The organism is Kribbella sp. VKM Ac-2566 (genome assembly GCF_004366005.1).
Classification (GTDB): Bacteria; Actinomycetota; Actinomycetes; order Propionibacteriales; family Kribbellaceae; genus Kribbella; species Kribbella pratensis.
In genome coordinates this window covers 286,456-310,146 of record NZ_SODT01000015.1, presented here as the reverse complement: position 1 = coordinate 310,146, position 23,691 = coordinate 286,456, and the positions used below count along the sequence as shown (strand labels likewise).

The window sequence follows — 23,691 nt, the reverse complement described above, 5'->3', positions numbered from 1 at the left end:
CAAGAGCGGAGAGATACCGACTGCCAACTGCTGGAAGTTCAAGTGTTTGAAGGCATTCGGGGCCAATGCAAAAGCCGGGCCGGTCAGGGAGACCGGCCCGGCTCGAGCAGTGATCGTCAGGCAGCGACGTCCAGCGCGTCCTTCGACTCGTTGAGGGTGACCTTGACGGTTTCGCCGTCGCGGATGGTGCCGTTGAGGAGGCCGCGGGCGAGTTCGTCGCCGATCGCGGACTGGACCAGGCGGCGAAGCGGGCGGGCGCCGTACACCGGGTCGTACCCGGTCAGCGCCAGCCACTCCATCGCGCCCTCGTCGACGTCCAGCGTGATCCGCCGATCGGTCAGCCGCCGCTGCAGTGCGGCGATCTGCAGGCCGACGATCTTCGTCAGCTCCTCGGTCCCGAGCGCGTCGAACAGCACGATCTCGTCCAGCCGGTTGATGAACTCCGGCTTGAACGACTGCCGCACGACGGCCATCACCTGGTCGCGCTTGGCCTTGTCGTCGAGCGTCAGATCGGCCAGGTACGCCGAACCCAGGTTGCTGGTGAGGATCAGGATCACGTTCCGGAAGTCGACCGTACGACCCTGGCCGTCGGTCAGCCGGCCGTCGTCCAGCACCTGCAGCAGGATGTCGAAGACCTCGGGGTGCGCCTTCTCCACCTCGTCGAGCAGGATCACCGAGTACGGCCGGCGGCGTACGGCCTCGGTCAGCTGGCCACCCTCCTCGTACCCGACGTACCCGGGCGGTGCTCCGACCAGCCGCGCGACGCTGTGCTTCTCGCCGTACTCCGACATGTCGATCCGGACCATCGCCCGCTCGTCGTCGAACAGGAAGTCCGCGAGCGCCTTCGCCAGCTCGGTCTTACCCACACCGGTCGGGCCGAGGAACAGGAACGAACCGGTCGGCCGGTCCGGGTCGGAGATGCCCGCTCGCGCCCGCCGTACGGCGTCGCTCACGGCCTTGACCGCCTCGCGCTGACCGATCAGCCGGTGCCCGAGCTCGTCCTCCATCCGGAGCAGCTTGCCGGTCTCGCCCTCGAGCAGCCGGCCGGTCGGGATGCCGGTCCACATCGCGATCACCTCGGCGATCTCGGTCGGGCCGACCTCCTCGTTGACCATCGCTTCGGGGCCTTCGGCGACCTCTTCCTCGGCGTCGGCCTCCTCGAGCTCCTTGGTCAGCTGCGGAATCTCGCCGTACAGCAGCCGGGACGCGGTCTCCAGGTCCCCGTCGCGCTGGGCGCGCTCGGCCTGGCCGCGCAGCTCGTCGATGCGCTCCTTGATCTCGCCGACCCGGTTCAGGCCGGTCTTCTCGCGCTCCCAGCGGGCCTCCAGCGCGCGCAGCTCCTCCTCGCGGTCGGCGAGGTCGGCGCGCAGCCGCTCCAGCCGTTCCTGCGACGAGGCGTCGTCCTCGCGGGACAGCGCGAGCTCCTCCATCTTCAGCCGGTCGACGGTACGGCGCAGCGAGTCGATCTCGACCGGGGACGAGTCGATCTCCATCCGCAGCCGGGACGCGGCCTCGTCGACCAGGTCGATCGCCTTGTCGGGCAGCTGCCGACCGGAGATGTACCGGTTCGACAGCGTCGCCGCGGCGACCAGCGCGGAGTCGGAGATCGCGACCTTGTGGTGCGCCTCGTAGCGCTCCTTCAGGCCACGCAGGATGGCGATCGAGTCCTCGACGGACGGCTCGCCGACGAACACCTGCTGGAAGCGGCGCTCCAGCGCGGGGTCCTTCTCGATCCGCGTCCGGTACTCGTCCAGGGTGGTCGCACCGATCATCCGCAGCTCACCGCGCGCCAGCATCGGCTTCAGCATGTTGCCGGCGTCCATCGCGCCCTCGCCGGACGCACCGGCGCCGACGACGGTGTGCAACTCGTCGATGAACGTGATGATCTGACCGTCGGACTCCTTGATCTCGGTCAGCACGGCCTTCAGCCGCTCCTCGAACTCACCGCGGTACTTCGCACCCGCGACCATCGCGCCGAGGTCCAGGCTGATCAGCCGGCGGCCACGCAGCGACTCGGGCACGTCACCGGCCACGATCCGCTGGGCCAGCCCTTCGACGACGGCGGTCTTGCCGACGCCGGGCTCACCGATCAGGACCGGGTTGTTCTTGGTACGGCGGGACAGCACCTGGACGACGCGCCGGATCTCGGTGTCCCGGCCGATGACCGGGTCGAGCTTGCCGTCCTTCGCGCCCTGTGTCAGGTCGACGCCGTACTTCTCCAGGCTCTTGGTGGTGCCCTCGGCCTCCGGCGAGGTGATCCGGCGGTTGCCGCGCATCTCGTCGAACGCCTTCAGCAACGCGTCCGGCGTCACGCCGAGCGCGCTCTGCGCGGCTCCCTCGACGGTCGCGAGCGCGATCAGCAGGTGCTCGGTGGAGACGTACTCGTCCCCGAGCCCGAGGGCCCGCTGCTCCGCCTGGTTCAGCACGTCACCTGTCTTCGGCGACAGGCTCGGCGCCTGCACACTGCCACCGCTCGCCTTCGGGAGCCGGCTCAGCTGCTCGGCGGTCTTCCGGCGTACGGCGTCCACGTCCCCGCCGGCCGCTTCGAGCAGGCCGATCGTGGTGCCCTCGGGCTGCGCGAGCAATCCGGACAGCAGGTGAATCGGTTCCACGGTCGGGTTGCCCGCCGCGGAGGTCTGACGGATCGCGACCGACAGGGTTTCCCGGGCCAGCGTCGTCAACCGCTGAACGTCCATCTGGTTTCCAGCCTTTCAGTTCCAGCAACAACAGTCACTGAGTACAACTTATCCAAACTTGAGTCCATTCCACTCAACTCTGGAAAATCCCAGGGACAAGTCAGGGTCCCGGGGCATGCCTGAGGGGTGGCACCGGTGCGGCGCCACCCCTCGCAGACAGGATCAGGCGGTGAACTCCGAGGCGCGGATCCGGTACACCTGCAGATTCAGGTTGTAGTACTTGTCGGTCTCGCCGACCCATTCCATGCCGAGCCGTCGCGCGGTGGCGATCGCGCGCTTGTTGGCCGGTCGCGCGACGGCGAACAGTTCGTCGACCTCGCCGTCGCCGAACGCCCAGCCCATCAACGCGCGGCTGGCCTCGGTCGCGTACCCGAAACCCCAGGCGCTCGGCCGCAACTGCCAGCCGATCTCGAGATCCTCCTCGTACGGCGGGAGCAGACGGATCAGCAACGCGCCGACGACCTCACCGTCGTCCCGGCGCGTGATCGCCCAGCGGCCCGCGGGTACGACGAAGTTGGGCTGGGCCTCGATCCAGGACTGCAGGATCAGCCGCATGGTCGCGGCATCCGGCACCTTGTCGATGGCCGGTGACAGCCAGGGCGCCACGTCGGCGGAGCCAAAGATCTCCAGCGCGGCGTCGGCGTCGTCTTCCTCCCAGTCCCGGATCAGCAGCCGGTCGGTCTCCAGCTTCAGGTTCACCTCGCCAGCGTACGCGCCGGGACACAACAGAAAGCGAACCGCAGGGCGGTCCTGGAACGGACCACCCTGCGGTGGCCGAAGGGCGCTGGGGGGATAGCGCACCTTCGACTTGCGGAGGCGTCGTGGGGGAACGACGGCCTCCACCGAACCGGAGGCCCCGAGGGGGATCAGAACACTCCGGTGCTAGGAGATGTACGGCGGAGGATCAGCGAGGACCGAGTTCCAGGGGCTGGGTGCGGATCCATCGCGTCGTGGTCTGCTGCCGGCCCATGGCGATCACGTCGCCGGCGGGACCGGCCGAGAAGACCCGGCTGGCGGCGGGGCGCCGGGAGGCGCCGACACCGCGCTGGACTTCGGCCAGCAGCTGGTTGACCCGCTGACGCAGGTCCTCCACCTCTGACTGTAGCGCGAGAATGTGCCGGATTCCCGCGAGGTTGACGCCCTCTTCCTGGGACAGGTGCTGCACGTAGCGCAGCCGCGCCACGTCGTACGCCGAGTACCGCCGGCCGCGGCCGGACGCCCGGCTCGGCACTACCAGGCCGAGCCGGTCGTACTGGCGCAACGTCTGCGGATGCATGCCGGCCAGCTGGGCCGCCACCGAGATCACGTAGATCGGGGTGCGGTCGTCCCAGGTCGGCACCTGGCTGAACGGGATGCCCATCACGAACTCCCGAACAACCCGGCCCGCAGATCAGGCTGATCCGACGCGGAGTTGAACTCCTGCAGCTTCTCTTTCTGCTCGTCGGTCAGCTCGTGCGGGACCTGCACTTCGAGCGTGAGCATCAGGTCGCCCTTGGTCCCGTCCCGCCGGACCGAACCCTTACCGCGGACGCGCAGCTTGCTCCCGTTCGCCGTACCTGCTGGGATCCGGACTGTGACGGGCAGGCCGTCCAGGGTCGGAACCTTGATCTCGGCACCCAGCGCCGCCTCGGTGAAGCTCACCGGGACGCTCAACGTCAGGTGCTCGCCCTGCCGGCCGAAGATCCGGTGCGGCTTGACGTGCACGGTGACGTACAGGTCGCCCGCGGGGCCACCCCGTTCGCCGGCCGCGCCCTTGCCCTTCAGCCGGATCCGCTGACCGTCCTGCACGCCCGCGGGGATGCGGACCTGCATGGTCTTGCTCGACTGGCCGCGGCCGGAGCCGTGGCAGGTCTCGCACGGCTGGTCGACGACCAGACCGCGACCCTTGCACTCGGTGCACGGCTCGGTCATCGCGAACACACCGCCCTGCACCGAGGTCTGCATGCCCGTGCCTTCGCACTTCAGGCAGACCTTCGGCACCGTGCCATACTTCGCACCGGTCCCGCGACATGTCGGGCACGGGGCGTCGCTGGTCATCCGGAGCCCGACCGTGACACCGTTCACGGCCTCGGCGAACTCGATCGTCGCCTCGGTCTCGATGTCCTGGCCGCGCCGCGGACGGGCCGTGGTGGTGGTCGTGGTCCGGCCGCCACCGCCGAACATGCCGCCCAGGATGTCGCCGAGCCCGCTGCCGCCGCCTTGGCCGCCGCGGTTGAACAGGTCACCGACGTTGAAGTCGAAGCCCCCGCCCTGACCGCTGCCGCTCGGCATCCGGAAGCCGCCGCTGCCGAACAGCCGGCGTGCCTCGTCGTACTCCTTGCGCTTCTTCGGGTCGCCGACGACGTCGTACGCCTCGGAGACCTCCTTGAACTTGGCCTCCGCCTTGGTGTCCCCGGCGTTGGAGTCCGGGTGGTACTGCCGGGCGAGCTTGCGGTAGGCCTTCTTGATCTCGTCGGCCTCGGCGGTCTTGGAGACGCCGAGAACCTTGTAGAAGTCCTTCTCGATCCAGTCCTTCGTACTCATCTGGCGCCTCCCCTCCCGTCGTACCGATTACTCCGCGGACTCGTCCGCGGCCTTGTCGTCATCAGTGCTCTCCACCGGCGCGTCGGCCTTCGCAGGCTCGCCCGGTAGTTGTTCGGTCGGCTCCGACACGGCCACGCGCGCCGCCCGCAGGATCCGCTCACCGTGGCGGTAGCCCGGCTGCATGATCATCGTCGCGGTCGGGCCGTCGACCTCGTCGGAGTAGTTGTGCAGCAAGGCCTCGTGGATCCGCGGGTCGAAGGGGTCGCCCTTCTCGCCGAACTTCACCAGGCCGAGCTTCTCGGTGACCCGCTCCAGCGACTCGGCGACGGCCTTGAACGCGCCCTCGAGCTCGCCGGCTTCGCGGGCCCGGCCGACGTCGTCCAGGATCCCGAGCAGCTCGGAGAGCACCGTGCCGATCACCAGCTCGCGGGACGCTTCCCGCTCCCGGTCCACGCGGCGCTTGTAGTTCACGTACTCGGCCTGCAGTCGCTGCAGGTCCGCCGTACGCTCCGCGAGCGCCTCGGTCAGCAGGGCCTCCTGAGCGGACGGACCGATCAGGTCGGACGGGTCCCGGGGCGGCTGTCCGCTCGGGGCCTCCGCCGCGGGAGCCGCGGACTGCTCCGCAGGCTCCCGCAGCTTGCCGGTTTCCGGGTCGATCCGGCGCTTGTCGCGGATGACGGGCTCGCCGTCACCGAACTCGCTGCCAGTCGGTCGATCCGTCACTTGTCCTCCGTCTTGTCCTGCGGCCGGTCCTCGTCCACGATCTCGGCGTCGACGACGTCGTCGTCGTTGCTGCTGCCGCCGGTCGTGTCCTCGGAGGTGGCGCCGTCGTCGGTGGAACCGCCGGCGGCCTGGGCGTTCGCGTACATCGCGGCGCCCATCTTCTGGCTGGACTGGGCGAGCTTCTCCGAGGCGGCCTTGACCGCGTCGGCGTCGTCACCCTCGAGGGCCTTCTTCAGCTCGGCAACGGCGTCCTTGACCTCGGTCTTGACGTCGTCCGGAACCTTGTCCTCGTTCTCCTGCAGGAACTTCTCGGTCTGGTAGACGAGGCTCTCCGCCTGGTTGCGGTTCTCCACCGCCTCGCGGCGCTTGCGGTCCTCCTCGGCGTACTGCTCGGCGTCGCGGACCATCTGGTCGATGTCGGTCTTCGGCAGCGCGGAGCCACCCGTGACCGTCATCCGCTGCTCCTTGCCGGTGGCCAGGTCCTTGGCGTTCACGTGCACGATGCCGTTCGCGTCGATGTCGAAGGTGACCTCGATCTGCGGCACGTTCCGCGGCGCCGGCGGCAGGCCGGTCAGCTCGAAGTTGCCGAGCGACTTGTTGTCGCGGGCCATCTCGCGCTCGCCCTGGTAGACCTGGATCATCACCGACGGCTGGTTGTCCTCGGCCGTGGTGAAGATCTCCGAGCCCTTGGTCGGGATCGTGGTGTTGCGCTCGATGATCTTGGTGAACACGCCGCCCTTGGTCTCGATACCGAGGCTCAGCGGGGTCACGTCGAGCAGCAGGACGTCCTTGACCTCACCCTTCAGCACACCGGCCTGCAGGGAGGCGCCGACCGCGACGACCTCGTCCGGGTTCACGCCCTTGTTCGGGTCCTTGCCGCCGGTGAGCTCCTTGACCAGGTCCGCAACCGCGGGCATCCGGGTCGAACCACCGACCAGGATGACGTGGTCGATCTTCGACACGTCGATGCCGGCGTCCTTGATGACGGCCTTGAACGGAGCGCGGGCGCGCTCGAGCAGGTCGTTGGTCATCTTCTGGAACTCTGCCCGGGAGAGCTTCTCCTCCAGGTGCAGCGGGCCGGACTCGGTCAGGCTCAAGTACGGCAGGTGGATCGTGGTCTCGGCCGCGGCGGACAGCTCGATCTTCGCCTTCTCGGCAGCCTCGGTGAGGCGCTGCATGGCCATCTTGTCGCCGGACAGGTCGGTGCCGTTCTTGTTCTTGAACTGGGTCACCAGCCACTGGACGATCCGGTTGTCCCAGTCGTCACCACCGAGGTGGTTGTCACCGCTGGTCGCCTTCACCTCGAAGACACCGTCGCCGATCTCCAGCAGCGAGACGTCGAACGTGCCGCCGCCGAGGTCGAAGACCAGGATGGTCTGCTCGGTGCCCTTGTCCAGGCCGTAGGCGAGCGCGGCCGCGGTCGGCTCGTTGACGATCCGGTGCACCTTCAGGCCCGCGATCTCGCCGGCCTCCTTGGTCGCCTGGCGCTGCGCGTCGGAGAAGTACGCCGGCACGGTGATGACCGCGTCGGTGACCTGCTCCCCGAGGTACGCCTCGGCGTCCCGCTTCAGCTTCTGCAGCACGAAAGCGCTGATCTGCTGCGGCGTGAACTTCTTGCCGTCGATGTCGACGTTCCAGCTCTCGCCCATGTGACGCTTGACGGAGCGGATGGTGCGGTCGACGTTCGTGGTGGCCTGGCGCTTCGCCACCTCGCCGACCAGGACCTCGCCGTTCTTGGCGAAGGCCACCACCGAGGGCGTCGTGCGCGCTCCCTCGGCGTTGGGGATGACGGTGGGCTCGCCACCTTCCAGTACGGCGATGACGGAGTTCGTCGTACCGAGATCGATTCCGACCGCGCGGGCCATGCTTTACCTCCACACTGAGTGAGTCCGGGGGACGACCCCCGTAACCCCCGGAAACTTGAGTGATGCAGACTCAATGTTGCCGTTCGTCCGCCTCGGATTCAAATCCGTGACTGAACAAACTTGAGTTCACTGGACTCAACATTGCACGACGGTCAGGTCATTCCCAAGGGCAGCCCCCGATTTCGGGGTTCCGGCCAGGGTGCGGCCAGGGTCACCCCTCCCGATGCAAACGTTTACCGTGCGATCCTGCTCAGTGTGAAACTCCGCCCGATGACCGCAGCCGACCTCGGCGCGGTCCTCGCGCTGAACGGCACCGCGGAAGGTCTTGTCGAACCCCTCAACCCCGACCGCCTGGACTGGCTCCGGCTGATCGCCGCCCACGCCGTCGTCGTCGACCTGGACGGCGTCCCCGCCGGGTTCGTGCTCACGTTCACCCCGGGCTCGGCGTACGACGGGCTGGCGTTCGAGGCGTTCACCCGGACGTACGCCGACCGCTTCCTGCTCGTCGAGCGGATCGTGATCGCCACCGAGCACCGGCGTACCGGCATAGCGACCCAGGTCTACCGCGCCATCGAACGAGCCGCCAAACCCTTCGACCGCACCGTCGCCTCCGTCCCCACCGACACCCCAGCCCTCGCCTTCCACAAGACCCGCGGCTACGAAGAGGTCGCCAAACAACACCACCCCAACGGGAGCACCACCATCCTCGTCTCGAAGGAACTCTCGGACTAGGGCGGCGCCCGTGGGTGGTTCATGTGGCTGGGGCGGACCGCTGCCACTCACTAAGTCGCCGGCATGCGCTTCTCGCACGCGGAGTCGAGCGTGAGCGGCCGGAAGGCAGCCTGCTTACTGAGTGGTGGCGGTCCGCCTGTGGACAACGCCCGCCCCGGTCCGCGAAAACTCCCCATCATGAACTCATGGCAGACGTGGTCGAGGTGATCGGTAGGCGCGGCGGGTCGGCAACGTTCGGTGACCTGCGCGCGGTCGTGTCCGCGCGCGCCATCCGCAACGCGCTCACGTCAGGTGTGATCAACCGCGTGGCGAAGGGTGTCTACGCGGTGCCGGCCGCACCACCGGCGCTCATCGCGGCTCGAAGCCACGGCGGTGTCGTCTCGCATCTCAGCGCAGCGCAGCACTGGGGTCTCGGGGTGATCACCCCGCCCGTTCGGCCGCACGTCACCTTGCCTCCGGGCCGAGTCCGGCGACGCACCGGCCTGCCCTGCACACTGCACTGGGCTGATGTTCCCGCGCTGGACGATGTCACCACCCCACTCCGGACCGTCCTGGACTGCCTTCGCATCGTGCCGCTGGCCGAAGGGCTCGCGATCGCGGACTCGGCCTTACGCACGGGCTGTGTCGAGCACGACCTGCTCCTCGACGCGGCGGCTCGGCTGCGAGGGCCACACCGTCGGCGCATCCAGCACGCCGTCGGACTCGCGGACGGTCGAGCCGAATCAGTTCTGGAGTCGGTTCTGCGCGCCTTGTTGATCGAGCGGGGAATCGAAGGCTTCGTACCTCAGCTGGTTGTGCGGGACGCGGAATTCTCGGCTCGCCTCGACCTGGGCAACACCGAGCTTCTCCTCGGTCTGGAGGCGGACGGGTTCGCGTTCCACGGGAGCCGGCGGGCGCTGGTGAAGGACTGTCGTCGGCAGGCGAACCTGACGGTCCGTGGCTGGCGAGTACTTCGTTTCAGCTGGGAGGACATCATGTACGACCCTGACTGGGTGGTCGCCACGATCGAGCGGGCTGCCGGACTTCCGCCACTCAGTAAGCGCCTACTGCGCGCCGCCTGACTCGACGAGTGAGCGTGCGGCGGTCACGCAGCTGGAGGTTGCTGAGTGGGGGCGGTCCGGCCCTACACCAGTCGTCCGCCGATGAACGTTTGCGTGACGAGGGGGACCGCCGGGCGGTAGGCGAGGTGTAGGTAGGAGGGGGCGTCCAGGACGGCTAGGTCGGCTTGGGTGCCGGGGGTTAGGTGGCCCAGGTCGGGGCGGCGGAGGGAAGCGGCTCCGCCGGCGGTGGCGGACCAGAGGGCTTCGGCCGGGGTCATGTGCATTTCGCGGACTGCGAGTGCGATGCAGAACGGCATGGAGGACGAGTAGCCGGAGCCGGGGTTGCAGTCGGTGGCGAGGGCAACGGTGACGCCGGCGTCGAGGAGGCGGCGGGCGTTCGGGTACGGCGACCTTGTCGAGAACTCGATCGCGGGCAGGAGTCCGGCGACGACTCCAGTGGACGCGAGCGCGTCGACGTCGGCATCGGTGAGATAGGTGCAGTGATCGGCCGACGCGGCGCCGACCTCGGCGGCGAGTTGGACACCAGGCCCCTCGCCGAGTTGGTTGGCGTGCACTCGCGCCTGCAGGCCGCGCGCGATCCCGGCCTGGAGGATCGCCCGTCCTTGGTCCGCGTCGAACGCGCCACGCTCCACGAAAACGTCGATCCACTTCGAGTGCTTGGCCGCCGCGTCGAGCATCGGCCCGGTCACGAGCGACACATAGCCCGCCGCGTCGTCGGCGTAGTCGGCCGGTACGACGTGCGCGCCGAGGTACGTCGTCTCGTCGGTGAACTGCCGCGCGATCTGCAGCCCCCGCGCCTCGTCCGCGACCGTCAGCCCGTACCCGGACTTGATCTCGACAGTCGTCGTCCCCTGGCGGCGCATCTCCGCGACCAGCCGGGACACGTTCGCGGTCAACTGTTCGTCGGTGGCCTCGCGGGTCGCCGCCACCGTGGTGCGGATGCCGCCGGCGGAGTACGGCGTACCGGTCATGCGGGCCGCGAACTCCTCGGCCCGATCGCCCGCGAACACCAGGTGGGAGTGCGAGTCGACGAACCCCGGGATCACCGCTCGCCCGCCGAGGTCGATCGCACTGTCGGCCGCCGGCGCCTCGCGCCGCGAGCCGACCCACGCCACCGTGCTGCCGTCGATCACGAGCGCCGCGTCGTGAAGCTCGCCGAGCAACCCGCCATGGGCGGGGTCGTTGGTCACCAACGACCCGATACCGGTCAGCAGCAGCGAGCTCACGAGGTCACCGCCGCGATCGAGGTGGACAGCGCGGACGGTACGTCGATCGCCGAATGCTTGCCCGCAGCAACCACCCGCCGGCCGGAGACAACGACGTCGGTGACGTCCGCGGCCGTTGCGGCGAATACTGCGGTCTCCACAGTGCCACCGGTCCCCGCCGTACGGGCGCTGTCGAGGCGGATCGCGACGAGGTCGGCGCGGGCACCGGGCGCGATCACCCCCGCGTCCTCGAAGCCGATCGAGCGGTGGCCGTCGACCGTTGCCGCCTTCAGGAGCTCCGCCGCGGACCAGTGCCCGCGCTCCTGCGACGCCAACCGCTCGTCCAGCTCGACGGCGCGCATCTCCTCAAACAAGTCGATCACAGCGTGACTGTCCGAGCCCAGCGTCAACGGCGACCCCGCATCCCGCAGCTGCACCGACGGACCGATCCCGTCCGCGAGATCGCGCTCGGTGGTCGGGCAGAAGCACGAGTACGTCGCGGAGCTCCCGAGCAGCCCGATGTCGACCGAGGTCAGATGCGTCGCATGCACCGCACTGGTCCGCCCGGACAGGAAACCGGCCTCGTCGAGCGCCTGCGTCGGGGTCCGGCCGTACGCCGCGAGGCAGGCCTCGTTCTCGGCGACCTGCTCGGACAGGTGGATGTGAAGCGGTACGTCGGGAAACGCCGAGGCGACCGCGCCGAGCTGATCCTGCGGAACGCCGCGCACCGAATGCGCGGCCGCACCGATCACGACATCGTCCGCACCAGCGACACCATGCGCACCGGCGAGCTGCGCGACCCGGGAGGCCCACGCGGTGGCGTCGCCGTCGCTGAAGCGTTGCTGGACCTCGTTCAGCGGCTGGTCGAACCCTCCGGCGAGGTAGCAGGTGTCGAGCAGCGCGATCCGGAGGCCGGCATCACGGGCCGCCGCGATCAGCGCCGTACCCATGGCGTTCGCGTCGTCGTACCGACTGCCGCCGGGCGCGTGATGCAGGTAGTGGAATTCGCCGACCGCGGTGATCCCGGCGAGCAGCATCTCGGCGTACACGGCCTTCGCGAGCTCGTAGTACGTGTCGGGGGTGAGCGCAGCGGCGACGGCGTACATCTGCTCGCGCCAGGTCCAGAACGTGCCGCGCTCGGTCTGCGTGCGGCCGCGGAGCGCGCGGTGGAACGCGTGACTGTGGCAGTTCGCGAGCCCGGGCACGACGAGGCCGTTCAGCACCTGGGCGTCGCCGGGGTCGACGCCGGATTCCACCGAGGCGAAGCGACCGTCGACCACAGACACCAGAACTCGCCCGGTGAGACCGTCGGGGAGGAGAGCGGTCTCGCACCAGTACGACGTCACTTCGCAAGGTCCTTCAGTACGGCGGCCAGCGCTTCGACGCCGGCCAGGCAGTCGTCCATCTCGGCGTACTCGGCCGGCGAATGCGAGATGCCCGTCGGGTTGCGGACGAACAGCATCGCGGTCGGGATCCCGGCATCCGAGAACACGCCCGCGTCGTGCCCCGCGCCGGTCGGCAGCACCGGTGCGCCGTCGAGCACGTTCACCAACCGGTCCCGCAGCCCGGCCGGGAAGTCGACGATCGGCGACACCGACTCCGGTGTCACCTCGAGCGTCGTGCCGTCCCGCTCGGCCCGTTCCGTGGCCTGCTTGGTGATTGCTGCGAGCAACGATTCGAGGGTGGCGGTGTCGGCGGCCCGGGCGTCGAGCCAGGCGGTGACCTGGGACGGTACGGCGTTCGTCCCGTTGGGCTCCACCGAGAGCCGGCCGAACGTCGCGCGGGCGCCGGCGAGCCGGGCCTGTTTGTTGGCGGCGAGGGCGGTCATCGCGTACGTGAGCATCGGGTCGTGCCGGTCCTCCATCAGCGTGGTGCCGGCGTGGTTGGCCTCACCGCCGAACGTGAACCGGAACCGCCCGTGCGGCCAGATCGAGCTGGCCACGCCCACCGGCGCGGTCAGACCGCGCCCCTGCTCCACGTGCAACTCGACGAACGTCCCCATCCGTCGCAGCAGCGGCGACGGGCCGACTGCGGCGGGGTCGAGGCCGGCCTTCTCCAAGGCCTCCCCCAGCCCGACGCCGACCCGATCCTTCAATTGCAGCGCCTTCTCGGCGGGCAACACCCCGGCCGCGACCCGGGACCCCAGACAGGGCATCCCGAATCGCGCCCCTTCTTCTTCTACGAATGCCCCGATACCGATCGGAACCCCGGGCTCGAATCCCTCGGCCCGCAACTGATCCACAGCCGCAAGCGCCGACACGACACCGAGCGGCCCGTCGAACGCTCCGCCGTCGATCACGGAGTCGAGATGGCTACCGGTGACCACCCCAGGTCCGTCCGAGGCGCCCCACCACGCGATGAGATTGCCGATGCCGTCGGATTCGACGGTCAGGCCGCGGGCGGCGCACTGGTCCAGGAACCAGTGCGTCGCCTCGCGTTCGGTGGGAGACCAGCCGCCGCGGGTGTAGCCGCCGGTGTCGGGGCTACGGCCGATGGCGGACTCGTCCGCCCAGAGGGATTCGAAGCTCAAGACAGACTCACGACAGGGGGTTCTTCGACAGCCAGTCCTTGGCGACCGCGTCCGCGCTCTCCTTGCCGACGTCGATCCGCTTGACCAGGTCGGTCAGTGCGTCCGTGGTGAGCTTGGCGTCCACCGCGTTGAGCGTCGCGCTGACGTCGTCGGACTTGTGGTCGGTCCGGATCAGCGGAACGATGTTGTTCGGCGGCAGGATCTTCTCCGGGTCGTCGAGCTGCACCAGGCCCTGGTCCTTGATGACCGACTGGGTGGTGAACAGGTTCGTCACCTGGACCTGGTTGTCCAGCAGCGCCTTGATGCTCAGCGGACCACCCGCGTCCAGCGTCTTGTACTCCTTGAACTCGACGCCGTACTTCTCCTTCAGGCCCTTCAGACCGGCCGACCGGACCTTGAACTCCGAGCTACCGCCCGCGACCAGGTTCTTGCCCTTGAGGTCGCCCAGCGACTTCAGGCTGTACTTGTCCGCGGTCGCCTTGGTGACCACGATCGTGTCCTCGTCGGTGGCCGGCGACTTGTCCAGCACCTCGAGCCCGGAGGGCAGCGCCTTCTTCAGCGCGTCGTACGCCTTGTCGGGGTCGGTCTCGGTGGAGTTCTTGTCGAAGTACGCCAGCGCGGCGCCGGTGTACTCCGGCACCAGGTCGACGGACCCGTCCTTGATCGCGGCCATGTAGGTCTCGCGGTTGCCGATGTTCGGCTTCTTCTTCACCTCGATGCCCTTGGCCGCCAGCGCCTGGCCGTAGATCTCCGCCAGCAGCTGGCTCTCGGAGAAGTCGGCCGAGCCGACGGTGATGCTCGAAACCTTGGACGGTGCGGGCGAGGACCCCGCGTCCTTGTCGCCGAGTTGGTCGCCCCCACCCCCACAGCCGGCCAGGCCGAGCACCGCCATCCCGGCGATCGCAGTACGGATGAGTGTGGATCTCAACACGAGAGCCTCCAGTGTTCTCGTTCAGCCATCGGCCGGTGCCGATGGATGGTGCAGCAAGTTCATCAGGTACAACCGACAGTTCAGCCGATTTTCAGCCCGGGCGACACGGTGATCCGGCCGATCAGCGCGAACACCGCGTCGAGCAGCAGGGCGAGCAGCGCCACCAGCAGGGCACCGGTGAACATCTGCGGGAAGTCGCGGAGCTTCAGCCCGTCGACCACGTAGCGGCCCAGACCACCGAGCGACACCAGCGCGGCGATCGTCGCGGTGGACACGATCTGCAGGGTCGCGCTCCGGACGCCGGAGATGATCAACGGCAGCCCGATCGGGATCTCCACCTTGGTGAGGATCTCGCGGCCCGTCATCCCCATCCCCCGCGCGGCGTCGATCGTGGCCGGATCGACACCCGACAGACCGGCGTACGTCGAGGCCAGGATCGGCGGGATGCCCAGCGCGACCAGCGCGATCAGCACCGGCAGGAAGCCGATCTGATCGGTCAGCAGCACCGCGATCATCAGCAGGCCGAGGCTCGGCAGGGCGCGGGCGGCGTTGCCCAGGTTGATGGCCAGGAACGCGCCGCGCCGCGTGTGCCCGATCCGCAGACCGATCGGCAGGGCGATCACGACGGACAGGCCGAGCGCGGCGAACGTGTACCAGAGGTGCTGGACGATCCGCGCCCAGATCCCCTCGTTGCCGGACCAGTTGAACGGGTCGGTCAGGTATTCCCACATGTCACGCCACCTCCGCCACGGGCGTCGCGACCCGCGCCCAAGGAGTCAGGATCCGCTGCAAGGTGACCAGGATGACGTCCGCGATCAGCGCCAGGGCCAGCGACAGCACCACCCCGACCACGACCGGGGTGAGGAAGTCCTTCTGGAAGCCCAGCGTGAACAGCTCCCCCAGCCCGCCGATGCCGATCACCGCGCCGACGCTCACCATCGAGATGTTCGCGACGGTGACGACCCGCAGACCGGTGAAGATCACCGGTACGGCGATCGGCAGATCCACCGCGACCACCCGGTGCAAGGCGCCGTACCCGACCGCGATCGCCGACTGCCGGACGTCGGGCGGCACGGAGCGGAGTCCGTCGATCACGTTGCGGATCAGCAGGGACACCGTATAGATGGTCAGCGCCACGATGATGTTGACCGTGGACAGCACCTTGGTGCCGAGCACCGCCGGGATCACGATGAACAACGCGATCGACGGCAACGAGTACAGGATGCCGCCGAACGCGATCAGCGGGTTCGCCAACCAGGCGTAGCGCGTTGCGACGTACCCCAACGGCACCGAGATGATCAGCCCGAGGATGACCGGAAGGATCGCCAGATAGAGGTGCTCGCGCAACTGTTCCCAGATCAGTCCGAGGTTGTCGCCGATCCAGCTCATGAGCGCAAGGCTTCCGCGACCGTGGATTGGTCGATGACGCCGACGGCCTTGCCGTCGTCGTCGACGCAGACTCCGCAGCCCGTCGGTGAGGTGAGTACGGCGTCCAACGCCGCGCGCAGGGAATCACCGCGCTTGAAGACGGCGCCCAGCGGCAGCAGCTCCTCGGACCCGTTGCGCCATCCGACCGGTACGCCGTCCTGCAACGCCAGCTCGTCCGGCAACGGCTTCACCGGCAGCTCGTCGGGGTGTACGAACGTAAGAGCCCGGTAACCCCGGTCCTGCCCGACGAACCCGCGGACGAAGTCGTCGGCCGGATTGGCAAGCAGCTCGGCCGGCGGCGCGAACTGGGCGAGCTTGCCGCCGACCCGCAGTACGGCGACGTTGTCCCCGAGCTTGATCGCCTCGTCGATGTCGTGGGTGACGAACACGATCGTCTTGCCGATGTCGCGCTGCAGCCGGAGCAGCTCCTCCTGCAGCTGGTGGCGGACGATCGGGTCGACCGCGCTGAACGGCTCGTCCATCAGCATGATCGCCGGATCGGCCGCCAGCGCGCGGGCGACGCCGACTCGTTGCTGCTGGCCCCCGGACAGCTGGGCCGGGTACCGCTCGGCCAGCTTGACGTCGAGGCCGACGCGTTCGAGCAGCTCCATCGCCGTACCGTGCGCCTTGCGCTTGTCCCAGCCGATCAGCTTCGGCACGGTGGCGACGTTCTCCACGACCGTCTTGTGCGGGAACAGGCCGGCGTTCTGGATCACGTACCCGATCCCGCGGCGCAGTGTCACGGCGTCGTGGGAGTTGATGTCGTCGCCGTCGATCGAGATGGTCCCGCTGGTCCGCTCGATCGTGCGGTTGATCATCCGCAGCGACGTGGTCTTGCCGCAGCCGGACGGGCCGACGAACACGGTGATCTGGTTGCTCGGGATCCGCAGGGACAGTTTGTCCACGGCGACGGTGCCGTCCGGATACCGCTTGGTGACGTCCTCGAACTCGATCATGGCGCCCCTTCGCGCTCGTCGTCGGTCGCCCGATCGACCCTAGCGGACCGGGCGATCTATTCCACGTGATCGCACAGTTTCCCGGTCCGTGAGAAAGTGCACCGTAGCAGTACAGATTGCCGCGGTCGCACTCCGCAGTCAGGACTCCCGCATCGGGATCCTGACACCCTTCTGGTCAGCAACTTCCACCGCCTTGTCGTAGCCCGCGTCGACGTGGCGGATCACACCCATCGCCGGGTCGTTGGTGAGCACCCGCTCCAGCTTCTGCCGGGCGAGGTCGGTGCCGTCGGCAACCGACACCTGGCCGGCGTGGATGGACCGGCCGATGCCGACGCCGCCGCCGTGGTGGATCGACACCCAGGACGCGCCACTGGCCACGTTCACCATCGCGTTCAGCAACGGCCAGTCCGCGATCGCGTCCGAGCCGTCCAGCATGCCTTCGGTCTCCCGGTACGGCGAGGCCACGCTGCCGGTGTCCAGGTGGTCGCGGCCGATCACGATGGGCGCCTCGAGTTCACCGGAGGCCACCATCTCGTTGAACCGCAGCCCGGCCTTGTCCCGCTCGCCCTGGCCGAGCCAGCAGATCCTTGCCGGCAGCCCCTGGAACGCGACCCGCTCGCCGGCCATTTTGATCCACCGGCCGAGGTGCTCGTTGTCCGGGAACAGGTCCAGGATCGCCTGGTCCGTCTTCGCGATGTCCGCCGGGTTGCCGGACAGCGCCGCCCACCGGAACGGGCCCTTTCCTTCACAGAACAACGGCCGGATGTACGCCGGCACGAATCCGGGGAACTCGAACGCGCGGCTGTAACCCGCCTTCCGCGCCTCGTCCCGGATCGAGTTGCCGTAGTCGAACACCTCGGCGCCCGCGTCCTGGAACCCGACCATCGCCGCGACGTGCCGCGCCATCGAGGCCTGCGCGCGCTCGGTGAACCCGGCCGGGTCCTTCTCCCGCGCGGTCGCCCAGTCCTCGAAGTCGATGCCGACCGGCAGGTACATCAACGGGTCGTGCGCCGAGGTCTGGTCGGTGACGATGTCGATCGGCGCCCCGAGCTCGAGCAGTTCGGGCACGATCACCGCGGCGTTGCCGAGGACACCGATCGACAGCGGCCGGCGCGCCCTCTTGGCCTCCTCCGCCAGGCGCAACGCCTCGTCCAGGGAAGACGCCCGTACGTCGAGGTAGCGGTGCTCGATGCGCCGGTCGATCCGCGTGGAGTCGACGTCGATGCAGATCGCGACGCCGTCGTTCATGGTGACCGCCAGCGGCTGCGCGCCACCCATGCCGCCGAGGCCGGCGGTCAGCGTGACGGTGCCGGCCAGCGAGCCGCCGAACTTCTTGTCCGCGACCGCGCCGAACGTCTCGTACGTGCCCTGCAGGATGCCCTGCGTGCCGATGTAGATCCACGACCCGGCCGTCATCTGGCCGTACATCGTGAGCCCCATCGCCTCGAGCTTGCGGAACTCCTCCCAGGTGGCCCAGTCGCCGACCAGGTTCGAGTTCGCGATCAGCACCCGCGGAGCCCACTCGTGGGTCTGCATCACGCCGACCGGGCGTCCGGACTGGACGAGCATCGTCTCGTCGTTCTTGAGCGTGGTCAGGGTGCGCACCATCGCGTCGAACGAGTTCCAGTCGCGGGCGGCCTTGCCGGAACCGCCGTACACGACGAGTTCGTCAGGGTGCTCCGCGACCTCGGGGTCGAGGTTGTTCTGCAGCATCCGCAGCGCGGCTTCCTGCTGCCAGCCGCGGGCGGTCAGGGTGGTTCCGCGAGGCGCGCGTACGGGACGGGGTCCGGACATGGGTGATCCAGCCTTTCTAGGAGAGCGGGCCGGTGACGGCCTCGGCGGCGGTGACATAGGTGCCGTCAGCAACAAGCTGGACGGAGTGCTCGATCTCGGGAGCGAGGTGCCGGTCGGTGCCCGGGCCCTCGACGTACTCCCGCAGGGCGGCCCGGACGGCGGCGGTGGCCGGCGCCGGCTCCAGCGGCGCGCGCAGGTCGAGCGCCCGCGCGGCCGTGAGGATCTCGATCGCCAGCACCCGCTGCAGGCCGTCGACGGACTTGCGCAGCTTGCGCGCGGCGGACCAGCCCATCGAGACGTGGTCCTCCTGCATCGCGCTGCTCGGGATCGAGTCGACACTGGCGGGTACGGCGAGGCGCTTGAGTTCGGAGACGATAGCGGCCTGGGTGTACTGCGCGATCATGTGGCCGCTGTCCACGCCCGGATCATCGGCCAGGAACGCGTTCAGGCCGTGGTTGCGGGCGACGTCCAGGAAACGGTCGGTACGTCGTTCGCTGATGCTGGCGAGGTCCGCGACGGCGATCGCGAGGAAGTCGAGCACGTACCCGACCGGTGCGCCGTGGAAGTTACCGTTGGACTCGACGCGACCGTCCGGCAGCACGACCGGGTTGTCGATCGCGGCGGCGAGCTCGCGGCCTGCGACGCTCGCGGCGTGCGCGGCGGTGTCGCGGGCGGCGCCGTGGACCTGGGGCGAACAGCGGAGGGAGTAGGCGTCCTGCACCCGGTTGCAGTCCGGGCCGCGGTGGCTGGCGACGATTGCGCTGTCCTTGAGGATCGCGCGCAGATTGGCGGCGGACGCGGCCTGGCCGGGGTGCGGACGCAGAGCCTGCAGGTCCTCGGCGAACACCCGGTCGGTCCCGAGCTGGGCCTCGACGCTCATCGCCGCGGCGAGGTCGGCGGACTTGAAGAGCCGGTCGAGATCGGCGAGCGCGAGGAGCAGCATGCCGAGCATGCCGTCGGTCCCGTTGATCAGCGCGAGGCCTTCCTTCTCGGCCAGGACGACCGGCGTGAGGCCGTGCTGCTGGAGCGCCTCGCCGGCGTCGAGAAGGTTGCCGTCGGCATCGCGGACCTTGCCTTCGCCCAGGATCGCGAGGGCGACATGGGACAGCGGGGCGAGGTCGCCCGAGCATCCGAGGCTGCCGTATTCATGGACCACCGGCGTCAGGTGCGCGTTGAGCAGACCGGCGTACGCCTGGGCCGTCTCGACCTTCACCCCGGTGCGGCCGGTGGCGAGGGTCGACAGCCGGAGCAGGGCCAGCGCCCGGACGACCTCGGTCTCCACCTCGGGGCCGGAGCCGGCCGCGTGCGAGCGGATCAGGCTGCGCTGCAGCTGCGCCCGGAGGTCCGGCGCGATGTGCCGCGTGGCGAGCGCGCCGAACCCGGTCGAGACCCCGTAGTGCGGGGTGTCCGCGTGGGCCAGCGCCTCGATCGCGGCGCGCGACTTCGCGATCTCCTCGAGGGCCTGGTCGTCGATCCGTACCTGCGCGCCGTACCGTGCGACCGCGACCACCTCGGCCGGGGTCAGCGGTCCGGCGCCGACATCCACTGTGTGTTCCACCCGAACATTGCACCGCGCCGGATCGCTCCTGGACAGCAGCGCCGTACCACTATCCGTCTCGGATCTGAGACAGCCGTCGCGACCCTCGGTAGCCGTAGAGTCCTGCCATGGTGTTCGAGGTCCGGACGGGGCGTCCGGAGGATGCGGTGGGGATCGCCCAGGTCTGGGCCGCGGCGGTGCCACATCTGGTGAAGACCGCGGGGGCGATCGAGCTGCAGTTGAGGCACGGTCGCAGCCAGGAGGTGCTGATCGCCGTCGACGGACGGGACGTCGTCGGGTACGCGAACATCTACCTGCCGCCGGCGGATGCCGAGGCGCCGCGGGTGCGGGTCACGATCCAGGTGCCGCCGGAGTACCGCGGGCGCGGGATCGGGAGTGCGTTGACGACCAGGGTCACGCAGCGGTGCGCGGAGCTCGGCGCCGGGCGGTTGCTGGTGGTCGTGGGTGACGACCCCGACTCGCAGGCCTTCGCGACGAAGCGCGGGTTCACGATCGGGCGGCGGATGTCGCACTCCGCCGCCGACCTGACCGCGGCGCGCGAGCCGCTCGCCCCGCCGGAGGGCCTGCGGGTGGCGACGTACGACGAACTGGATCCGAAGCAGTTGTACGACGCCGAGGTCCAGGTGCGTGACGACGACCCGAGCGGGCTGTCGGGCGGACCGGCGTACGAGGAATGGGTCCGTACGTCGTGGTCGAACCCGGACAACCGGTACGACCTGAGCATCGCCGTATTGGACGGGGACCGGGCGCTGTCGTTCGTGACCACGACCGCGGATCCGGACCGGAAGCTGATCTGGTCGAACCTGACCGGGACGATCCCCTCGGCGCGTGGCCGCGGGCTGGCGAAGGTGGTGAAGTCCGTGGCGCTCGCCCGGTCCCGGGATGCCGGGTTCACGGTCGCGTCGACCGGGAACGACGCGGCGAACGAGCCGATGCTCGCGGTGAACCGGTGGCTCGGATACCAGGAGACCGGGGGCGCCTGGACCGCGGAGAAGGCCCTGTGAAGCGGCTCGCGATCTCACTGACGTTCTTCCTGGTGCTGGCGCTCGTCATCGGATACGTGCTGTCCGGGCCGTCGTTCATGGACTGGGGCGTGGCGGGCGGGCTGTTCGCGGTCGCGGTCGCCGGTGAGTGCTTCCGGTTCTGGCTGCGGAAGAGCCGCGCGAAGAAACGCCAAACGACCGGGATCTGAGGCGGGGCGGAGTTACAGTGCGGTTGTGAGCGGCAACGTTCCCGCTTCGACCCGAACCCTGCGGGTCCTGACGTTCCTGGCCACGCAGCCCGGTCCCGTACCGATGGAGCGCATCGCGTCCGCGGTCGGGTTGCCGCGCTCGTCGACGTACCACTTGCTGCGGGCAATGATCGACGAGGGGTTCGTCGTGCATCTGCCCGAGGAGAAGCGGTACGGGCTCGGGGTGGCGGCCTTCGAGATCGGGTCCGCGTACCTGCGGCACGATCCGCTCGAGCGGTTGGCCCGCCCGTTGCTCGCGCAGTTGGTGCACGAGGTGGGGCAGACGGCGCATCTCGGCGTACTGCATGGTCGGGAGCTGGTGTATCTGCTGAAGGAGCAGCCGCCGCGACCTGTCACGTTGGTGACGGATGTCGGCGTACGGCTGCCTGCGACGCTCACTGCGTCAGGTCGCGCACTGCTGGCCGAGTTGCCGCCGGCTCAGGTACGGGCGTTGTTCCCGACGCCGGAGTCCTTCGTACGGCGTACCGATCTGGGACCGCAGACGCTGAGCCAACTGCGCCGCCTCCTCGCCGACGAGAAACGCCAGGGTTTCGCCGTCGAGGACTCCTTCATCACCCCCGGCGTCGCCTCGGTCGCCAGCGCCGCCGTCGACCACGCCGGCCACCCGGTAGCCGCCATCAGCGTCACCTTCCGCACCGACGCGGTCCCCGCCACCGACCGCCCCCACCTGGCCCACAAAATCCGCCAAGCCGCCAAAGCCCTGACCCGCCGCCTCCACGGCTGAACCTGCCACCGACTGGCGGGTTGTTTGATGGCTGGCCTGTTGTAGCGGGTCAGCGGTGACAAGCCGCCAGCCGGCGGGCTACCAGGAGTGATGGCCGCTTAGCGCTCTTCGCGGAAGTCGGTGTGGTGGCGGAGTTTGGGGTCGTACTTGCGGATCACGAGGCGGTCGGGATTGTTCCGGCGGTTCTTGCGGGTTACATAGGTGAAGCCGGTACCCGCCGTACTGCGGAGCTTGACGATGGGGCGGAGGTCGTTGCGCTTGGCCATGCTGTCCTTTCACTGACCGGGGACCCATAGGGTATTTTGTATTGGTTATCGTTTTCAACAAGACAGGAGCGCAGATGATTCCGGTGACCTTGCTGACGGGGCTCGACGACGGGTTCCGCGGCGCCGTCGCGGGGAATCTGCTGGCCGCCGCCCCGCGGGGCGTCCTGGTGGAGTACGACGTGAGCGCCCTGAGCACCGGCTCCGTCGTACGGATCGCCCGCACCGCCACCGGCGTGATCGACCGTGAGGTGATCACGATGGACCACCCGTGCGTGTCCTGTGCGATGCGCGGATCGCTCCTCCAGCTGCTGGCGAGCATCGCCGCTGTCGAGCGGTACGACGTCGCGATCGTCAACGTCCCCACCGCCGGCGACACGCACGCGATCGCGACCGAGATCGACCGCGACACCGACCTCCGCGTCGACGCGGTCATCACCACCGTCGACACGACGACCGCTACCGCCGACCTGACCGGCGAAGAGCTGGTCCGGGAACGCGCCATCCCGACCGCTGCGGAGGACGGCCGCGCGATCGCCGAGATCGTCGTACGGCAGCTCGAGTACGCCGACGCAGCCGTCCTCACCACCGACGAGGAGAACACCCGCGCGCTGATCCAGGCGATCAACCCGAGACTCCTGGTCAAGACCAGTCCGGCCGGCCTGCTCGGCGTACGGCTGCATGTTCCCGGCGCCGCCGTCGAGCCCGGCTCGATCGCGGCGCCATTGGAGGGCCGGACCTTCGTTTGGCAGTCCGCCCGGCCGTTCCACCCCGAGCGGCTGTACGACGCCCTCGAGGACCTGGTCGCCGGCACGGCCCGCGGCCGCGGCACGCTCTGGATCGCGACCCAGCACCGCAACCGGCTCAGCTGGGACAGCTTCGGCACGAACGTGTCGATCGGCGTCCTCGGTCCCTGGCTGGCCGACCTCCCCGCCGATCGCTGGGCCGGCGTCGGGCAGCAGCACCAGGCGCGGTCGGCCCTCGAGTGGCACCCCGAGTACGGCGACCGTGCGTCGTACCTCTCACTGACCGGTGCCGACCTGGACGTCCGGGAATTACAGGAGCGCCTCGACGGTTGTGTCCTGCGTGCGGACGAAGCGGTCCACCCCCTGACCGATCCGTTCGCTCCCTACTTGGAAGGAAGTACCGCAGCATGAAGAAGGACATTCACCCCGACTACCGCCGGGTCGTCTTCCGGGACAAGTCCGGCGACTTCAGCTTCCTCACCGGTTCGACCCGCGAGAGCAACGAGACCATCGAGTGGCACGACGGGAACACCTACCCGGTCGTCGACGTCGAGATCTCGTCCGCGAGCCACCCGTTCTACACGGGCCAGCAGCGCGTCATGGACACCCAGGGCCGCGTGGAGAAGTTCCGCAAGCGCTACGGCCAGAAGTAACCCGCCGTACCCCAACGGCCCGCTCGATCTCCGAGCGGGCCGTTCGCATGC

The 23,691-nt window shown here is 69.1% G+C and carries 23 protein-coding genes; 7 read left to right on the top strand and 16 right to left on the bottom strand.

From position 1 onward, the window contains the following. Positions 1-116: 116 nt before the first annotated feature. The 6 genes from clpB to dnaK form a co-directional block, all read right to left on the bottom strand. Positions 117-2,696 (bottom strand): ATP-dependent chaperone ClpB, encoded by a 2,580-nt coding sequence (gene clpB / locus EV647_RS38550; protein WP_134012062.1) that lies wholly within the window; start codon positions 2,694-2,696, stop codon positions 117-119. A gap of 162 nt (positions 2,697-2,858) precedes the next feature. Further along, entirely contained in the window at positions 2,859-3,395 is a 537-nt protein-coding gene (locus EV647_RS38545) for a GNAT family N-acetyltransferase (protein WP_238177606.1), read from the bottom strand. A 205-nt stretch (positions 3,396-3,600) separates the two neighbouring features. Beyond that, on the bottom strand, positions 3,601-4,056 hold the full coding sequence (locus EV647_RS38540; protein WP_134012059.1) for a heat shock protein transcriptional repressor HspR: 456 nt from the start codon (positions 4,054-4,056) through the stop codon (positions 3,601-3,603). Beyond that, positions 4,056-5,219 carry a molecular chaperone DnaJ gene (gene dnaJ, locus EV647_RS38535; protein ID WP_134012056.1) on the bottom strand — a complete coding sequence of 388 codons (1,164 nt, stop codon included), beginning with the start codon at positions 5,217-5,219 and terminating at the stop codon, positions 4,056-4,058. The genes EV647_RS38540 and dnaJ overlap by 1 nt, the downstream gene beginning before the upstream one ends. A gap of 27 nt (positions 5,220-5,246) precedes the next feature. Next, positions 5,247-5,942 (bottom strand): nucleotide exchange factor GrpE, encoded by a 696-nt coding sequence (gene grpE, locus EV647_RS38530; protein ID WP_134012053.1) that lies wholly within the window; start codon positions 5,940-5,942, stop codon positions 5,247-5,249. After that, positions 5,939-7,807 (bottom strand): molecular chaperone DnaK, encoded by a 1,869-nt coding sequence (gene dnaK, locus EV647_RS38525; RefSeq protein ID WP_134012050.1) that lies wholly within the window; start codon positions 7,805-7,807, stop codon positions 5,939-5,941. The genes grpE and dnaK overlap by 4 nt, the downstream gene beginning before the upstream one ends. Positions 7,808-8,077: 270 nt before the next feature. Between dnaK and EV647_RS38520 the strand changes: the two genes are divergently transcribed. Then, positions 8,078-8,539 (top strand): GNAT family N-acetyltransferase, encoded by a 462-nt coding sequence (locus tag EV647_RS38520; RefSeq protein ID WP_134012048.1) that lies wholly within the window; start codon positions 8,078-8,080, stop codon positions 8,537-8,539. A 185-nt stretch (positions 8,540-8,724) separates the two neighbouring features. After that, a complete protein-coding gene (locus EV647_RS38515; RefSeq protein WP_134012046.1) occupies positions 8,725-9,600 on the top strand; it encodes a DUF559 domain-containing protein in 876 nt (291 codons plus the stop codon). 62 nt (positions 9,601-9,662) lie between these two features. Here the strand turns inward: EV647_RS38515 and hutI are convergent, their stop codons facing one another. From hutI to hutH, 9 genes are all read right to left on the bottom strand, one after another. Then, positions 9,663-10,826, bottom strand: a complete 1,164-nt coding sequence (hutI, locus tag EV647_RS38510) for an imidazolonepropionase (RefSeq protein WP_134012044.1) — start codon at positions 10,824-10,826, stop codon at positions 9,663-9,665. Beyond that, complete coding sequence (locus EV647_RS38505) at positions 10,823-12,151, bottom strand: formimidoylglutamate deiminase (protein ID WP_134012042.1); 1,329 nt, start codon at positions 12,149-12,151, stop codon at positions 10,823-10,825. Before EV647_RS38505 ends, hutI begins: the two co-directional genes overlap by 4 nt. Beyond that, a complete protein-coding gene (locus EV647_RS38500; protein ID WP_134012040.1) occupies positions 12,148-13,335 on the bottom strand; it encodes an allantoate amidohydrolase in 1,188 nt (395 codons plus the stop codon). Before EV647_RS38500 ends, EV647_RS38505 begins: the two co-directional genes overlap by 4 nt. Before the next feature lie 7 nt (positions 13,336-13,342). Beyond that, positions 13,343-14,266 (bottom strand): ABC transporter substrate-binding protein, encoded by a 924-nt coding sequence (locus EV647_RS38495; RefSeq protein WP_238175347.1) that lies wholly within the window; start codon positions 14,264-14,266, stop codon positions 13,343-13,345. An 80-nt stretch (positions 14,267-14,346) separates the two neighbouring features. Next, a complete protein-coding gene (locus EV647_RS38490; protein WP_134012038.1) occupies positions 14,347-14,997 on the bottom strand; it encodes an ABC transporter permease in 651 nt (216 codons plus the stop codon). Position 14,998: 1 nt separating this feature from the next. Then, positions 14,999-15,655, bottom strand: a complete 657-nt coding sequence (locus EV647_RS38485) for an ABC transporter permease (RefSeq protein WP_134012036.1) — start codon at positions 15,653-15,655, stop codon at positions 14,999-15,001. Further along, entirely contained in the window at positions 15,652-16,650 is a 999-nt protein-coding gene (locus EV647_RS38480; protein ID WP_134012034.1) for an ABC transporter ATP-binding protein, read from the bottom strand. The genes EV647_RS38485 and EV647_RS38480 overlap by 4 nt, the downstream gene beginning before the upstream one ends. 138 nt (positions 16,651-16,788) lie before the next feature. After that, positions 16,789-18,444 (bottom strand): urocanate hydratase, encoded by a 1,656-nt coding sequence (hutU, locus tag EV647_RS38475; protein ID WP_134012032.1) that lies wholly within the window; start codon positions 18,442-18,444, stop codon positions 16,789-16,791. A gap of 16 nt (positions 18,445-18,460) precedes the next feature. Further along, entirely contained in the window at positions 18,461-20,002 is a 1,542-nt protein-coding gene (gene hutH / locus EV647_RS38470; RefSeq protein ID WP_134012030.1) for a histidine ammonia-lyase, read from the bottom strand. Positions 20,003-20,109: 107 nt separating this feature from the next. Here hutH and EV647_RS38465 point away from each other — a divergent pair, with 107 nt between their 5' ends. From EV647_RS38465 to EV647_RS38455, 3 genes are read left to right on the top strand one after another with little or no spacing between them, the layout of a single operon-like run. Then, entirely contained in the window at positions 20,110-21,006 is an 897-nt protein-coding gene (locus EV647_RS38465; protein WP_238177605.1) for a GNAT family N-acetyltransferase, read from the top strand. Then, complete coding sequence (locus tag EV647_RS38460) at positions 21,003-21,194, top strand: hypothetical protein (protein WP_134012028.1); 192 nt, start codon at positions 21,003-21,005, stop codon at positions 21,192-21,194. The genes EV647_RS38465 and EV647_RS38460 overlap by 4 nt, the downstream gene beginning before the upstream one ends. 25 nt (positions 21,195-21,219) lie before the next feature. After that, on the top strand, positions 21,220-21,978 hold the full coding sequence (locus EV647_RS38455; RefSeq protein WP_134012026.1) for an IclR family transcriptional regulator: 759 nt from the start codon (positions 21,220-21,222) through the stop codon (positions 21,976-21,978). Between the two features lie 98 nt (positions 21,979-22,076). On the opposite strand, the gene rpmG is transcribed toward EV647_RS38455, so the two are convergent. Next, positions 22,077-22,244: a 50S ribosomal protein L33 gene (gene rpmG / locus EV647_RS38450; RefSeq protein WP_134012024.1), complete on the bottom strand. Its 168-nt coding sequence runs from the start codon at positions 22,242-22,244 to the stop codon at positions 22,077-22,079. 74 nt (positions 22,245-22,318) lie between these two features. Here rpmG and EV647_RS38445 point away from each other — a divergent pair, with 74 nt between their 5' ends. Further along, positions 22,319-23,398, top strand: coding sequence for a GTP-binding protein (locus tag EV647_RS38445; protein WP_134012022.1), 1,080 nt, complete (start codon positions 22,319-22,321; stop codon positions 23,396-23,398). Then, complete coding sequence (locus EV647_RS38440; protein ID WP_133786074.1) at positions 23,395-23,640, top strand: type B 50S ribosomal protein L31; 246 nt, start codon at positions 23,395-23,397, stop codon at positions 23,638-23,640. The genes EV647_RS38445 and EV647_RS38440 overlap by 4 nt, the downstream gene beginning before the upstream one ends. The last annotated feature ends 51 nt before the right edge of the window (positions 23,641-23,691 follow it).

What these genes read in the sequence shown, in the direction of transcription:
- hutU (WP_134012032.1), bottom strand. Translation starts at nt 18,444, where the DNA reads ATGTCCGGACCCCGTCCCGTACGCGCGCCTCGCGGAACCACCCTGACC.
- EV647_RS38480 (WP_134012034.1), bottom strand. Translation starts at nt 16,650, where the DNA reads ATGATCGAGTTCGAGGACGTCACCAAGCGGTATCCGGACGGCACCGTC.
- EV647_RS38465 (WP_238177605.1), top strand. Translation starts at nt 20,110, where the DNA reads ATGGTGTTCGAGGTCCGGACGGGGCGTCCGGAGGATGCGGTGGGGATC.
- EV647_RS38445 (WP_134012022.1), top strand. Translation starts at nt 22,319, where the DNA reads ATGATTCCGGTGACCTTGCTGACGGGGCTCGACGACGGGTTCCGCGGC.
- rpmG (WP_134012024.1), bottom strand. Translation starts at nt 22,244, where the DNA reads ATGGCCAAGCGCAACGACCTCCGCCCCATCGTCAAGCTCCGCAGTACG.
- dnaJ (WP_134012056.1), bottom strand. Translation starts at nt 5,219, where the DNA reads ATGAGTACGAAGGACTGGATCGAGAAGGACTTCTACAAGGTTCTCGGC.
- dnaK (WP_134012050.1), bottom strand. Translation starts at nt 7,807, where the DNA reads ATGGCCCGCGCGGTCGGAATCGATCTCGGTACGACGAACTCCGTCATC.
- EV647_RS38515 (WP_134012046.1), top strand. Translation starts at nt 8,725, where the DNA reads ATGGCAGACGTGGTCGAGGTGATCGGTAGGCGCGGCGGGTCGGCAACG.
- EV647_RS38485 (WP_134012036.1), bottom strand. Translation starts at nt 15,655, where the DNA reads ATGAGCTGGATCGGCGACAACCTCGGACTGATCTGGGAACAGTTGCGC.
- clpB (WP_134012062.1), bottom strand. Translation starts at nt 2,696, where the DNA reads ATGGACGTTCAGCGGTTGACGACGCTGGCCCGGGAAACCCTGTCGGTC.
- EV647_RS38520 (WP_134012048.1), top strand. Translation starts at nt 8,078, where the DNA reads ATGACCGCAGCCGACCTCGGCGCGGTCCTCGCGCTGAACGGCACCGCG.
- EV647_RS38540 (WP_134012059.1), bottom strand. Translation starts at nt 4,056, where the DNA reads ATGGGCATCCCGTTCAGCCAGGTGCCGACCTGGGACGACCGCACCCCG.
- EV647_RS38490 (WP_134012038.1), bottom strand. Translation starts at nt 14,997, where the DNA reads ATGTGGGAATACCTGACCGACCCGTTCAACTGGTCCGGCAACGAGGGG.
- EV647_RS38440 (WP_133786074.1), top strand. Translation starts at nt 23,395, where the DNA reads ATGAAGAAGGACATTCACCCCGACTACCGCCGGGTCGTCTTCCGGGAC.